The 14,080-nt window shown below is 61.5% G+C and carries 10 protein-coding genes; 4 read left to right on the top strand and 6 right to left on the bottom strand.

Features of this window, described 5'->3' with window-relative positions:
* Positions 1–200: 200 nt before the first annotated feature.
* Positions 201–1,877, bottom strand: coding sequence for a tannase/feruloyl esterase family alpha/beta hydrolase (locus U4Z64_RS09910; protein WP_321819861.1), 1,677 nt, complete (start codon positions 1,875–1,877; stop codon positions 201–203).
* Between the two features lie 529 nt (positions 1,878–2,406).
* On the opposite strand from U4Z64_RS09910, the gene U4Z64_RS09905 reads away from it, so the two are divergent.
* From U4Z64_RS09905 to U4Z64_RS09890, 4 genes are all read left to right on the top strand, one after another.
* Positions 2,407–2,553, top strand: a complete 147-nt coding sequence (locus tag U4Z64_RS09905; protein ID WP_321819860.1) for a hypothetical protein — start codon at positions 2,407–2,409, stop codon at positions 2,551–2,553.
* A 94-nt stretch (positions 2,554–2,647) separates the two neighbouring features.
* Positions 2,648–4,189, top strand: a complete 1,542-nt coding sequence (locus U4Z64_RS09900) for an acyl-CoA synthetase (RefSeq protein WP_415750559.1) — start codon at positions 2,648–2,650, stop codon at positions 4,187–4,189.
* Between the two features lie 491 nt (positions 4,190–4,680).
* Positions 4,681–5,817, top strand: coding sequence for an acyl-CoA dehydrogenase (locus U4Z64_RS09895; protein WP_321819859.1), 1,137 nt, complete (start codon positions 4,681–4,683; stop codon positions 5,815–5,817).
* A 184-nt stretch (positions 5,818–6,001) separates the two neighbouring features.
* Entirely contained in the window at positions 6,002–6,715 is a 714-nt protein-coding gene (locus tag U4Z64_RS09890) for a helix-turn-helix domain-containing protein (protein WP_321819858.1), read from the top strand.
* Between the two features lie 143 nt (positions 6,716–6,858).
* Here U4Z64_RS09890 and U4Z64_RS09885 read toward each other — a convergent pair whose 3' ends face one another.
* The 5 genes from U4Z64_RS09885 to fadB all read right to left on the bottom strand — a co-directional run bounded on the left by U4Z64_RS09885 (position 6,859) and on the right by fadB (position 13,693).
* On the bottom strand, positions 6,859–8,007 hold the full coding sequence (locus U4Z64_RS09885) for an acyl-CoA dehydrogenase family protein (RefSeq protein ID WP_193093139.1): 1,149 nt from the start codon (positions 8,005–8,007) through the stop codon (positions 6,859–6,861).
* 62 nt (positions 8,008–8,069) lie between these two features.
* Entirely contained in the window at positions 8,070–9,071 is a 1,002-nt protein-coding gene (locus tag U4Z64_RS09880; RefSeq protein ID WP_321819857.1) for an NADPH:quinone oxidoreductase family protein, read from the bottom strand.
* Positions 9,065–10,051, bottom strand: coding sequence for a nitronate monooxygenase family protein (locus U4Z64_RS09875; protein WP_321819856.1), 987 nt, complete (start codon positions 10,049–10,051; stop codon positions 9,065–9,067). The genes U4Z64_RS09880 and U4Z64_RS09875 overlap by 7 nt, the downstream gene beginning before the upstream one ends.
* 222 nt (positions 10,052–10,273) lie before the next feature.
* Positions 10,274–11,521, bottom strand: coding sequence for an acyl-CoA dehydrogenase family protein (locus tag U4Z64_RS09870; RefSeq protein ID WP_321819855.1), 1,248 nt, complete (start codon positions 11,519–11,521; stop codon positions 10,274–10,276).
* A gap of 9 nt (positions 11,522–11,530) precedes the next feature.
* Positions 11,531–13,693, bottom strand: coding sequence for a fatty acid oxidation complex subunit alpha FadB (gene fadB / locus U4Z64_RS09865; RefSeq protein WP_321819854.1), 2,163 nt, complete (start codon positions 13,691–13,693; stop codon positions 11,531–11,533).
* Positions 13,694–14,080: the final 387 nt, after the last annotated feature.

The following is a 14,080-nucleotide window of genomic DNA, read 5'->3' as shown; positions in this document are numbered from 1 at the left end:
ACTCGCTTGCTCCAACGCCTCCGCTCGATCTCCGGGAACGCGAGCATGGCTTGCTAGGGCGGGTGCTCCGATTAAGCAATCCAGGATCACAAGCGGCGCATTCGGCCAGACAGCCGCCTGCTCATGCCGATCCTTGCATCCGGATGGCCCCCTCGCATATGCTTGGACTCGGGCCATCAGGTGGAACCGAGTCCTGCCCTTTAGCTGTCAGCGCAAACGAAGCTGGAAGCAATATTCGCGTCGCCGGTTCCCTTGTACTTCGGGAACTGCGGGTATTCGCACAATGGCCGAGTACGCCCCGCCGTGGAAGAATTGCCATCCGTCACGACTGGACCAATGGGCGCCTGTCCGGATGCTACCCAGCCGTCCAGCGCTGCCAGAGAGTCCCACTGCAACGCAAACGCGCCGTTGCCGTGGCCAAACCCCGGCGCAACGTAATACCGGACAAAGCTGGTTATAGAGTCTCCATATCGGGCCGCGACCTTGTTGAAGTAAGCGGTTGTTTGATTCGGTGTCACGAGCATGTCGGTAGTGCCTTGCACCAGAATCAGCTTTCCGCCCTTCTTCTGAAACGCGTCGAGATTCGGATTCGTCGCGTCCAGTTCGGTGGATAACTGGGTGACACGAGACTGCCACGCACGATAGTCAAAACCAACGCTCGTAGCATTCGGATTTTGAAGGTCGAAATACGTGATGACGGCATTGGCAAGGCCGAAGTACCCGGTATGAGTACCGTCGGTGCCCAAGGGGTCGAATAGCGTTCCCTCCATGTCCCCCCCCTGAAACACAGGGTAAGGCCCATTGCTCGTGACTCCGTTCGCCAGCGGGAAAGCAAACTCCATCGGCGTCGCCGCAGTGATCAACGTATTGATCTGGGCATCGGACAGACAGGTATCGCCTGTGTCCGCTCCGCCGGAGCAGCGCAAGCTGTTGATCGAGAATGTGGCCTGGCAAGCCGGAATGTTGCTCACGATGCCATCCACGACACCATCCAGTCCGTCGCATGCAGCCACAACTTTGGCTCGAACCAGAGCCTGTTTGGCCGGATCGAGCGCCCCACCACTGGTTGAATATGCAGCATTCCACATCCGGAACCACGACATCACCATGGCCTGATTCTGGTTCGCGGGATAGTACGCGACGATTCCGTCATAGTCGCTCGCATACCGTTGCGCCGCCACCAGGCTCTCATGCCCCCCCTTGGACCCACCGATGTGATACATGCGATGTGGCGCGGTCTTGTAGAACGCATTGATAAGGAATAGTGCCGTGTCATGCGTGCGCTTAACGCTCTCCCCGCCATAATTGGCGAGTGCTTGAGCGTTGAGGCCGAACGATCCATCAAAGGTTGTACCGCCGTCGCTGCCGAAAGTCACATAGTTCATCGACAGCGGTTGCTTTTCGCCCGACGGCCAGTTGGGCACACCACCGATCTGTCCACCAAGACCGGTCACCAGGATGCCATTGAAGCCCCCGCCCCCCAACTGCAATGCCTTGAAGTTCCAGGTAGTCGGGAGATTGACTTCGAAGTTGATCGCGGGGTCAGCGGCATTGGCAGCCAGCACCTTGCCAAGCACTTGGCAGTATTCCGGAAGGCCTGTCTTGCTGTCAGCTGCGACGAGTGAAGCGGATGTGATGGTTGCGCCTTGCGTCGGCAATGCAATGGCGCTGGCGGGGACGCCGGCGCCGACAAGAGCCGCACATGCACTCGCAGCATTCTGCACTTGCATCGTCGTCGGTGCCGCCGGTGTCGGCGCTGCGGCATTGTCTACCTCCCCCCCACAAGCAGCGAGGCCCAAAGCCACCACCGCGCCCACGATGCCAGTCGCGGCCAACCCCCTGCGAAAGCGCGAGGTTGTCTGATATTCGTCGGTCATGTTGTCTCCACCTTGTCTGAGTGTGCCGACCCGCGATCCGCGTCACGGCCGGCACACGGATTAGGCGCGCACTCGCGCAGGTGAGACCATCGTCGAAATAGACGAGATCGCAGTGCGCAGAACTAACGACTCAGCAGATACCCCAATCCCCGGGAATCAGGATGTGACGCAGGACCGGTTCCAAGGTGAACTAGTTCATATGAACAGCATTACAAAGAACTACAGCACGCCTTGCACTGCGCTTATCCACGGATTGATACGAGAAATTAGGGCGTACTTGAACACGTTACCGACATGCAACGAATCGACCAATGAACCGCGCGATATATTGATCGCGCGCTGATCGCGCGCGCGTCGCCGGCCGACTGCGCCGGAGACATACAAACACACAGTCGACATTGTTCTTACGTCGAAGTATTGTATATACTTCAAAGTAGGATTCGGACTCGATGAAGCGCGACTCAGCGACACAGCAGCGCTATCGCGCGAAGCCCTGATTCGCAGAACGATGCAAGATGGAGAGGAGACGATGTGCCAGTTCAACATGCTCATGGAGTCGGTCGCCGTCGACTCGTCACGAACTTTGCAGCGCGATCGCGGCGCCAGCGCGGCGGCGATCGGCACCCATCCGCTGGAGTCTTTCGCGTCTTCGCAAACGCCGAGCGCTCCTTCGTGATCCGGAAGTCGCCCGCGATGCCGCCTTCTTATCGATCCGCCATGCCATCCAGGCTGGCTCTCGCCTCCAGAGCAACCCTACTTTCCTGACAGCAATGTACCCCGGAACGCACGCACAAACCCATCCCTCGAAGCCCGCCGTGATCATGGCTGCATCGGGGTTCCATGTAACCTTTTCCGAGCTCGAAGAACGGTCTCTCAGGATCGCGAACTGGCTTCGCGCGCAAGGGATGAACCGAGGCGACGTCGTCGCCATCCTTTCGGAGAACGACCACCGCATATTCGACGTCTACTGGGCGGCGCAGCGCTCGGGGCTCTACGTCGCGGCGATAAACTTTCATCTCAAGAGCGACGAGATCGAGTACATCCTGCGGAACTCCGGGGCGAAATGTCTCTTCGTCGGAGGCGTGGGTCAGGACCTCGCGCGTCCATGGGCCGACCTCCCGTCTCTTTCGCATGTCGTGCATTTCGACGCGGCCTTGCCCGGCTCCATCTCGTTGGGCTCCGTGCTGGAAGCGGCATCATCGGAACGTCCAAGGGACGAACCGCGGGGCGCGGACATGCTCTATTCGTCGGGAACGACCGGACGTCCGAAGGGGGTGCGACTTCCGCTGCCCGACCGTCAGGTGTCGGACGACGGCGACAGCATGGTCGCCATGTTCGGCGGTCATTTTCGGTGCGGCAGCGATACGGTCTATCTCTCCCCGGCGCCGCTCTATCACGCCGCACCGCTGCGGACGTGCGCCGCGATTCAGGCCATGGGCGGCACCGTCGTCGTGATGGACAAATTCGATGCCGAAGCCGCACTCGCGGCAATCGAGAAATATCGCGTGAACGTCAGCCAATGGGTGCCGACAATGTTCGTCCGGATGTTGAAACTGCCGGACGACATCAGAAGCGCGTATGACGTCAGCAGCATGAAAGTTGCAATACACGCGGCGGCCCCGTGTCCTGTCGACGTGAAGCGCAAGATGATGGACTGGTGGGGGCCGGTACTCTACGAGTTCTATGCAAGCACTGAGCTGAACGGGATTACGACCATCAGTCCGTCGGAATGGCTGAACAAGCCGGGGTCGGTCGGACGTTCGATACTCGGCACAATTCACATCTGCGACGAAAGCGGCGATGAACTGCCGGCCGGCTCGGACGGGCTCGTCTATTTCGAGCGTGAAACGGTGCCATTCGCGTATCACGAGGATCCCGACAAGACACGTGCGTCCCAACACCCCGTTCATTCGACGTGGACGATGGTGGGCGACATCGGCCATGTCGACGACGATGGATTCCTTTACTTGACCGACAGAAAGGGCTTTATGATCATTTCCGGCGGGGTGAACATCTATCCGCAGGAAGTCGAAAACGCGCTCGCACTCCACCCGGCCATTCTGGACGTGGCGGTCATCGGCATCCCCGACCCGGAAATGGGGGAACGCGTAAAGGCCGTCGTCACCCTCGCGGAAGGCTATGCAGGAACGGCCGAACTCGAGAAGGAGATTATCGATTTCGCGAAGTCGCGGATTGCCTCGTACAAGGCACCGAAGAGCGTCGACTTTGTCGACGCATTGCCGCGAACGCCTACCGGAAAGCTGCAGAAGGGCGAATTGCGAAAACAGTATCTCGCTCGCGAAAGCGCCTGATGTGCATGACGCGCCCGCAACCTCTTCTCGCATTCCTTCGCGCGGTAACGGCGCGCTCTTCCCGGATGAGACGGATGATCCCATGAGCACAGGCGCGAAATCCCTGCATACGCTGGTCGAGTATTGGCTGGGGCGGCCCTCGACCAGGCAAACCAGAGTGGTTCGCTTGGCAGGACGCGGCGCTCGACGATGCGTGTATGTCGAGCTCGCCGGTCCTGGCGAGCTCGTGAGCATGTACTTCTTCCGCCACCCCGACCGGGTGTGGCGGGTATTCCCGCCTTCGCACGAACGCCCCGCCATGCGGGTTTGATGAGGCGCGCGTGGGCGTCTGCAGGCTCGCACTCGGACACGTTCGAGTGATATCCGTTCCCCCGATATCGATCATTAAATTCGTCGTCCGATTCATCTTGATTGGCGTGACATCTCACGTGCAGACGCAGTTCTTAAAGCGTCCGCCGAACTTCTAACCTGAACGAAATACGGAACCCGGAATGATGCTGAACGATGAGCAGGAGATGATTCGCGACTCGATGCATGCGTATGCGCAGGAGAGACTTGCGCCTAATGCGGCAGAGTGGAGTCGCAACCACACGTTTCCGTCCGAAGCCCTGAAAGAGCTTGGCGAACTCGGTGCACTGGGCGTCGTGGTGCCCGAAGAATGGGGTGGCGCCGGCCTCGACTATCTTTCCCTGGCCGTGGCACTGGAGGAAATCGCCGCGGGTGACGGCGCTACTTCGACGATCGTAAGCGTTCAAAACTCGCTCGTCTGCGGCATCACGCTCAAGTATGGCTCGATGCAGCAGAAGCAGGAATGGCTGCCCTCGCTTGCGCAAGGAAAGTCGTTGGGGTGCTTCTGCCTGACAGAGCCGCATGCGGGATCGGACGCGGCAGCCATCCGGACGACCGCGGTACGCGACGGCGACGAGTGGGTCATCAACGGCGTGAAGCAGTTCATTACGACGGGAAAGAACGCCGACGTCGCGATCGTGTTCGCCGTAACCGACAAAAGTGCCGGCAGGCACGGCATCTCCTGCTTTCTGGTGCCGACGCGCACGAACGGCTACATCGTCGGCCGCATCGAGGAAAAGATGGGCCAACACGCGTCCGATACCGCGCAAATCCTGTTTGAAGATTGCCGGGTTCCCGGATCCGCCCTGATGGGGAATACGGGTGACGGCTACCGCATCGCATTGTCCAACCTCGAGGCTGGCAGGATCGGCATCGCCGCGCAAGCCGTCGGGATGGCGCGCGCTGCATTCGAGGCAGCGTTGCGCTACGCAAAAGAGCGAACCGCTTTCGGCAAGCCCATCATCGAACAACAGGCCGTTTCCTTCCGGCTTGCCGACATGGCAACGTCCCTCGATGCGGCCCGCTTGATGGTGTGGCGCGCGGCGCAGCTGAAGGATCGCGGTTTGCCGTGCCTGAAGGAAGCATCGATGGCAAAGATGTTCGCGTCCGAAGTAGCCGAGCGCATTAGCTCGGACGCGATTCAGATCCATGGCGGCTACGGCTACGTGGCGGATTTCCCGGTCGAACGCATCTATCGCGACGTCAGGGTTTGCCAGATTTACGAAGGAGCCAACGACATCCAGCGCCTGGTGATCGGCCGGGCACTCGCGGAAGAGTAACGTCGATCGGTTCCCCCGGAAAATTCTGCTAGCCACGCTGGCCCAGCAGAGAATGACTATCTGTACGCTGCGATCTCGATCATGCTGCCAGTCAAACACGAGGTATTCGTGCGAGATGTCGGCAACGGACTGCGCCGGGGGCTAGGAGAGCCACCCACGACGCAACGCGCGACGATCGTCCAACATGATTCATACCGTTCATTCGCCGACCGTGGTCGATGCGAACACCGTCTCCGCCAGGGAGCCCACCACGCGCGGCGGCCGTCCGCTGCGCCTCTACAACCTGCGCCTGCCGTTTCCGATCCATTTGAGCGCTCGGCGCGGACATCATCTGCTCGCCGGCGAGCGACGCCGTGGCGTGCTGACGCAGGGGCGGTCGGCCGTCCTCGCGCCGTATCGCACCGTGCATTACGAAGGCGCGGTCGCCATTGATCCGCGAACCGGTTACGAGTTGCATCTCACCATCGACCGGCACGTCGAGCACGTTGCGACAGACGCGTGGGATACGACCGCGACACCCGTCCTTGCAGTCCGTGTCGCCCGCGCGGTATTCAGCGATCCAGCCTCGGCGTGGTCGGTTCCGTTCACGGCGGAACGGCTGCAGATGACCCCGCGAACGCTCACCGGACAGCTGTTCCGCGAAAATAACGCGCTCACCGCGATCGTCCGCGAACAGCGCTTGATGCGCGCACTGCTAGCATTGCTCGCGTACCCGCAGACACGCGACGACTTGGGCGCCCTTGCGGTCCAGCTCGGCTTCGCGTCGGCGGCACGCCTGAACGACACATTCGACGAGCATTTCGGCAGCACCGCGACGCGCATCGCCACGCTCGCATGGTATCCGGCATTGACATGGTCGTTTGCGGGCCGTCCGCGTTCGCGCGACTCGTTGGGCTGACGCGTACGCGGAGGGCCGTACGCATTCGAACCGCCGTCACGAGCTCGAGTCGGAAACACAAAAGGCCCTGCGAACTTCCCGGTTTCGCAGGGCCTTACGTGCAGTTCGTACGCCATGCATGATGCTCGGCGCAACCCGCACGGTCACAATGCGCGTGCGATCACTTCCTTCATGATTTCGCTCGTGCCGCCGTAGATGCGCTGAACCCGGGCATCCGTGTACATCCTCGCTATCGTGTACTCGTTCATGTAGCCGTAGCCGCCGAACAACTGCAGGCACGCATCGACCACTCTGCCCTGGGCCTCCGAACCCCAGAGTTTCGCCATCGAAGCGGTTGCGGTATCCAGACGACCGACCAGCAAGTCCTGTACGCAGCGATCGACGAAGGCCCGCCCGACCTGTATTTCCGTGGCGACCTCCGCCAGCTTGAAGCGCGTGTTCTGGAATGCGGAAATTGCCTGCCCGAATGCCTGCCGATCACGCACATACGCGAGTGTTTCCGCATAGGCGCCCTCCATTGCGGCCAAGGCCATCACGCCGATGAGCAGCCGTTCGTAGGGAAGATCGGCCATCAGCTGGTAGAACCCCTGTCCTGGCAGTCCGCCCAGGATCTGATCCTCACCGACGAGCACGTCGTCGAAAAACAGCTCGGCGGTGTCCTGCGCCTTCATGCCGATCTTGTCCAGCAACCGTCCAACCCGGAATCCGGCGCAATCGGCCGTCTCCAGCAGGAAGATCGACATGCCGCGCGCACCCTCACCCGACTCCGTCTTCGCCACCACTAGGACAAGGCCGGCCAAAAACCCGTTCGAAATGAACGTCTTGGCGCCATTGATACACCATCCGTCCTGCGTGCGCTGGGCCCGGGTACGAATGCCCTTCAGATCCGATCCGGTGCCTGGTTCAGTCATCGCAATCGCGCCGACCAGTTCGCCCGCTATCAGACGCGGCAGGTAGCGACGTTTCTGCGCCTCCGTACCGTGGTTCAGGAGATAGTGAGCCACGATCGCGTGCACAGATGCATTCATGCCCGAGAGCGCTCGTCGAGCCATCTCTTCATGGAATACGGCTTCGTGACGGAAGTCGCCCCCCGCACCGCCCCATTCCTCCGGGAGATCGGCACACAGGATCCCAAGTTCTCCAGCTTTCCGCCACAAATCATGCCCAACGTGGCCGCGATGGCGAGCAGCCTCGTCGTGCGGAAGCATTTCCTCTTCGATGAACCGTACGACGGTGTCGCGATACTGCTCGAGATCGGGATCACTCCACGAGCGGTTGAATTGGATCGTCATAGATATGATTTTCCTAGTAGAACGCCGGCTGCCCTGCTAATTCGCCGTGGTCCTCGACGCGGTCAACCCAGCGCCTTCGGTGAATTCATTCCCCAGTCCAGAACGACTCGGCCCACTGTCGAAACGTCCTGAGCTTGCCTGATCGCCTTTGCCCAATCGGGAGCGGCATAAACCTGGGCCACGCGCGGTCGAAGCTGACCGGCCGCCAGCATCGCAACCGCTTCGGCCAGATTGGCTCGTGCACGGTCAGGCTCGCGCTCTCGGAACTGGCGAATGTCCACGCCGACGAGCGAGGCACCCTTGAGTAGCGGCAAGTTGGAGCGGATTGCGGGAATATTGCCGCCGGCAAAACCGATAACCAAATGACGGCCGCCCCATCGAAGGGTGCGGAATGCCGTCTCCGTGAACGAATCGCCAAGCATGTCTATCACGACATCGATTCCTTCGGGCACGGCTGCCTGCACAGCGGTACGCCACTCAGCGTTTCCAACGTCGACGACGTGATCTGCCCCTTCTTGCTGAGCGACTTTCATCTTTTCGTCCCCGGTCACACCGGCAACGACGGTTGCACCAAGTGCCTTCGCGACTTGTACGCAAGCAAGGCCGACGCCTCCTGCCGCCCCCAGCACTAAAACGGTCTCCCCTAGCTGAAGGGCTCCACGGCGCTTCAACGCATACAGTGCCGTCGCGTACGTAACGGGCAGTGCCGATGCCGCGTGCATGTCCACATGCGGGGGCAAGACCTCCAGCGCACTGGCAGGGACATTGGTGCGCTCGGCCCATGCTCCACCCACAGTCATGCCCACAACATGCTGTCCCACTTGCAAGCCCCCCTCGACGCCGGGACCAAGGGCCGCAACGATACCGGTGAACTCAGTGCCGGGCACGAGGGGTAGCGGCGGCTTTACCTGATAACCTCCTCGCGCAAAGAGTAAATCCACATACGAAATCGCACTTGCCAGAACGCTGACCTGGACCTCACCGAAACCGGGCGAGACTTCCGGTGCCTGCTCCAGCATCCATTGATGAAGACCGTCAAATCCGTGTACGCGCAGCGCTAGCATGATTCAGCTCCAGTCGCCCGTCTAGACGCGCTCGCGAGTGCGGCCCGGCAATCGGCCACCATCCGCTCCAGCAGTTCACCACAGGTCGGAATATCCTTAACCAAGCCGACAGTTTGTCCTGCCCATACGAGGCCGGCGTTCACCTGGCCACTTTGCAACGCGGCACGCCCCCGCTGACCAGACACCAGCGGCTGGATGTCTTTGAACTCACACCCGCCCGGCCGGCGTTCGATCGAGACGACTTCGTCCGACACTTGATTTCGCAGAACCCGACCAGTGTTGTGCAAGGTCCGGAAGATCAGGTTCGTCTCCCGCTCACTGGCGTAGACTAGTGCCTCTTTGATCTCTTTGTGGATCGGTGCTTCGACGGTCGCGCAGAAGCGCGTCCCCATGTTTACGCCCTCTGCCCCCAAGGCCAATGCTGCAGCCAGCCCCCGGCCATCAGCGATGCCGCCGGACGCAATCACCGGGATGCTCAGTGCACGTGCCGCAAGCGGAATGAGCACCAATCCCCCGACATCATCTTCTCCAGGGTGACCGGCACATTCAAAGCCGTCGATGCTGACAACGTCGACACCATTGCGTTCAGCCGAGAGTGCGTGGCGAATACTCGTGCACTTGTGGATCACCCGAACGCCAGCTGCCTTCAAGCGCGCGGTAAACTCCTTGGGGCTGCTGCCAGCGGTTTCGACCACCGGAATACCTTTCGCAATCACAACTTCGAGATACTCGTCATACGGAGGCGGCTTGACTGTAGGCAGAATGGTCAGGTTGACGCCGAACGGGCGATCGGTCATCTTCCTGCATCGGTCGATCTCGGCGCCCAACGCGTCCGGCGTCGGCTGGGTGAGTGCCGTGAGGATGCCCAACCCGCCTGCATTCGACACCGCGGAAGCCATTTCGGCGGTGCCAACCCATTGCATTCCGCCCTGAATGATCGGGTAGCGGATGTCGAACATCTCAGTGATACGAGTCTTCATCGTTCAACTTCCTTGAAAGCTGGTGTTACGTTTGATGAGGAAGGCATTCGGGCCACCCTCAGAATCAGCGGCAATACCGCGTACCTAAGCGACAGTGTTGGCCATACCGACGGACACATCGAGTACGGTCGGCCCGGGCTAGTCCCGAGGAACGATGCTCCCTCGCCCCGTCACTGCCAGACCGTTGCCCGCGATGGCATGGACGTGACATACAGCGAGCCTTCAATGGTGACGGTAGTACGGCGCCGTCGACCCGAGCTGTTCCTTGGCCTTTGCCAACTCGGCGCGAGCGATGGCGCGCAGGTGAACTTCGTCGGGACCATCGAAGAAGCGCATTGCCCGCCCCCAGGACCAGAGGTAAGCCAGCGGCGTGTCGGGCGTGATACCCATCGCGCCGAATACCTGGATCGCACGATCGACGACGCGTGTCTGCAGCTGTGCCGCGACGAGCTTGATGGCCGAAACATCCAGGTGTGCGGACTTGTTGCCATAGGTGTCCATCTTCCAGGCCGCCTGCAAAACGAACAGGCGAGCCTGGTCGATCTCGACGCGCGAATAGGCGATCCAGTCCTGAATGTTGGCGAAGTCCGACAAGGTCTTGCCAAACGCGCGGCGTGACAGCGCGCGCTCGCACATCAGATCCAGCGCGACTTCGCACTGGCCGATCGTTCGCATGCAGTGGTGGACCCGCCCGGGCCCCAGGCGGGCTTGCGCCAACGCGAACCCGCTGTTCTCTTCGCCAAGCAGGCTGGACAGCGGCACGCGCACGTTCTCGAACGCGATTTCGCAGTGCCCCTCCGGCAGATGGTGGCTCATGATCGGCACGTTGCGGACGATGCGCACACCCGGCGTGTCCATCGGAACAAGCACCATCGAATGTCGGCGATGCTTGGCCGCGTCCGGATCGAAGTCGGTCACCCCCATCACGATCGCCAGCTTGCAATTGGGGTGCATCGCGCCCGTGGTGAACCATTTTCGGCCGTTGATGACGTACGCGTCGCCCTCGCGCCTGATAGACGTCTGGATGTTGGTTGCGTCTGACGAAGCCACGTCGGGTTCAGTCATGGCGAAGCACGAGCGAATGGTCCCTTCGAGGAGCGGAACCAGCCATCGATCCCGCTGTGCGGAATTCGCGAAGAGGTGCAGCAACTCCATGTTGCCGGTGTCCGGCGCGTTGCAGTTGAACACCTCGGATGCCCACGCAACCCGCCCCATGATCTCGGCCAGCGGCGCGTACTGCATATTGGTCAGCCGCGTACCCGGCTCGTTGTCGAGCAGCCCCGGCAGAAACAGATTCCATAGACCCGCGTCGCGCGCCTGCTGCTTGAGCGGTTCGACGATCTCCGTCGGGAAGCGGCCGGAATCGGCGATGCGCTGATACTCGTTGTCGCGAGGGAGTATCCGCTCATCCACGAACCGGCGCAGCGTCTGCTGCATTTGCTGAACGTCTTCGGGAAGCTGGAAGTGCACGTCATGCCCTCACTGGGAAATCGGATAGAAGCGTTCGTTGGCCGACGCCATCTCGCGCAGTTGCTGGCCGGGCTCATAGGCCGGCCCCAGTGCATTCAGCTCGTCGCAACGGCGCACCACTTCGGCAAGGCCCAGCCAATCGGCATACTTGAGGGGGCCGCCGGCATAGGCTGGGAAGCCGAGACCAAGCTGCATCGCCAGGTCCACTTCCGCCGCGGTTCCGACCACACCCTCGTGCAACGTCCGCGCCGCCTCGAGCACCATCGGGAGCATCATGCGGTCGACGATCTGTTCGTGAGTAAAATTCCGGCGCCCCTCCGACTGCAGTTGCGCAAGCAGCGCGTGTGCGTCCGTCGACGACGTACGCCGCGGCTTGCCGCCGGTCGCACTGGCCTCGTAGCGGTAAAAGCCCAGGCCGTTCTTCTGACCGAAGCGGCCATGTCGCACCATCACGCGCAACGCATCGTCGGCGAGCTCGGGCATGCGATCCGCATAGCCCGCTGAAATGACATTGTTGACATGGCTACCCGTGTCCATGCCGACCACGTCTTCGAGATACGCCGGCCCCATCGGCCAGCCGAACGACTCCATGACCTTGTCGACCTGCTCGAAGTCCGCGCCGTCGGCAATCAGTTTCAGAAAACCACGCATGTATGCGGTCAGCACCCGGTTGACGAGAAACCCGGGGCAATCGCGTACGACAATGGCGGTTTTGCCCAGCGCTGTCGCGTAGGCCACCGCGGTCGCCACGGCCCGATCGGAGGTACGCGTGCCGCGCACGACTTCCACGAGCGGCATCATCGGAACCGGGTTGAAGAAATGCATGCCGACAAACCGTTCGGGACGCTTGAGCGGCGCCGCGATGTCGTCGATGCGCAGACTTGACGTGTTGGACACCAGGATCGCCCCTTCCTTGAGCGACGGCTCCAGATCTGCGAGGACCTTGCGCTTGACGTCCAGGTTCTCGACGATCGCCTCGACCACGGCATCGGCGTCGCCGATTCCGGCAAGATCCAGCTGCGGCTGGACAGCCGACAGAATCTCGACGCTTGCGGATTCGCTCAGGCGCCCGGTCTTGACCTGACGGGCAACCTGCTTGCGCGCCTCGGCCATGCCCTGATCGAGCGCTCGCTGCTGCAGATCGTACATGCGGGCCGGGATCTTCCGCAGCGCGTGGGTGATCGCTATCCCGCCGCCCATGATCCCCGCGCCCAGCACCAACGCGCCGGACACCTTGCCCGCCTCTTTTGCCTTGTGGCGCGCGATCTTCTTGACCGCCTGTTCGCTCAGAAAGGTCTGAACCATCGACGATGCGGCCTGGGTACGGGCGATTTCGCCGAACACCTTCGCTTCGAGCGCCAGCGCACCGGCACGGTCGAGGGCCGCCCCCTCGGCCATCATGTCGATCGCCGCGAGTGCGGCAGGCTGGTGCGGCGAGCCACGTTCGGCTGCGATGGCGCGAGCTTGCTCGAAAGCAGCCGCGGCTTGCGCTGATTCCGCTGACAGCGGTTTGCGTTTTCGATCCTGCAGCGCTTGCCAATCGACTTCGTTCGCGATCGCCCGTTCGAGCAAATGGATCGCACGGGACCGCAGTTCGTCCGGTGCCGCGATATCGTCCACCACGCCGGCGGCGAAGGCCGCCGCAGGCTTGGCAGGTTTGCCGCCGGCAACCCAGTCGCACGCCACCGCGGCCCCTGCAATGCGCACCAGCCGGACCGTGCCCCCGAACCCGGGGAACAGGCCGAGCTTCACTTCCGGCACACCGATCTGCGCGTCGCTCGACATGACGCGCATCGCGCCAGTCAGTGCAAATTCGAGGCCCCCGCCCAACGCGAAGCCGTTGATCGCCACCACGGAAGGAACCGGCAGGTCTTCGAACTGGATGAAGGCGTCGTTGCTTCCCGCGACGTCCGCGGCAATGGCCGCCGCCGGCTGCGCGAACTTGGACCCAAATTCGGTGATATCCGCTCCGACGATGAAAACGTCCTTCGCGCTCGTCACCAGGACGCCTCGCAGGCCGGCCTGATTCAGCAGGTACTGATTGGCCTGCCGCAATTCGTCGATCGTCCTGCGGTCGAATTTGTTGATGGATTCGCCCTGACGATCGAAGCACAATTCGAAAATGCCGCTATCGCCCAGCGGCGAGACGCGCAAGCTTTGCCCTTGAAACACGATGACTCCTACTGGCACCGACCAGAATGCAGTGAAGTCTAGAAGGCTGCGCGTGGAGCGCCCATCGTCGGAAGCGACGAATCCATTCGCCCTAGAACCGGCGAAAGTCCGGTTGGGGTACACATTGCGGCAACCCAGTATCGGTATCCTTCCGGAAGATAATACTCGGCCATCCCATCCCACTTCTCGGCAACGTCAACGCATGCTTAAAATAGCTACCTAGGGGCAGTTCGGCGTTGCTCCGGAACGAACTTCCTGAACCTCGAAGGCGGTGCTGGCAAATTCTGGGCACGTGTTCCGTACCTGCATCGCCGTTCGCGCAAGGCCGCTCACGCGTTCGCAAGCAGCGAGGATCCAAACCTCCATGGCGGCAGCAATCCTGATTGC

The sequence above is a fragment of the Burkholderia sp. BCC1996 genome (assembly GCF_905339955.1).
GTDB lineage: Bacteria > Pseudomonadota > Gammaproteobacteria > Burkholderiales > Burkholderiaceae > Burkholderia.
The sequence above is the reverse complement of the archived record's forward strand: the minus strand, read 5'-3'. Positions and strand labels throughout refer to the sequence as shown.

What these genes read in the sequence shown, in the direction of transcription:
- U4Z64_RS09910 (WP_321819861.1), bottom strand. Translation starts at nt 1,877, where the DNA reads ATGACCGACGAATATCAGACAACCTCGCGCTTTCGCAGGGGGTTGGCC.
- U4Z64_RS09905 (WP_321819860.1), top strand. Translation starts at nt 2,407, where the DNA reads ATGTGCCAGTTCAACATGCTCATGGAGTCGGTCGCCGTCGACTCGTCA.
- U4Z64_RS09900 (WP_415750559.1), top strand. Translation starts at nt 2,648, where the DNA reads ATGTACCCCGGAACGCACGCACAAACCCATCCCTCGAAGCCCGCCGTG.
- U4Z64_RS09895 (WP_321819859.1), top strand. Translation starts at nt 4,681, where the DNA reads ATGATGCTGAACGATGAGCAGGAGATGATTCGCGACTCGATGCATGCG.
- U4Z64_RS09890 (WP_321819858.1), top strand. Translation starts at nt 6,002, where the DNA reads ATGATTCATACCGTTCATTCGCCGACCGTGGTCGATGCGAACACCGTC.
- U4Z64_RS09885 (WP_193093139.1), bottom strand. Translation starts at nt 8,007, where the DNA reads ATGACGATCCAATTCAACCGCTCGTGGAGTGATCCCGATCTCGAGCAG.
- U4Z64_RS09880 (WP_321819857.1), bottom strand. Translation starts at nt 9,071, where the DNA reads ATGCTAGCGCTGCGCGTACACGGATTTGACGGTCTTCATCAATGGATG.
- U4Z64_RS09875 (WP_321819856.1), bottom strand. Translation starts at nt 10,051, where the DNA reads ATGAAGACTCGTATCACTGAGATGTTCGACATCCGCTACCCGATCATT.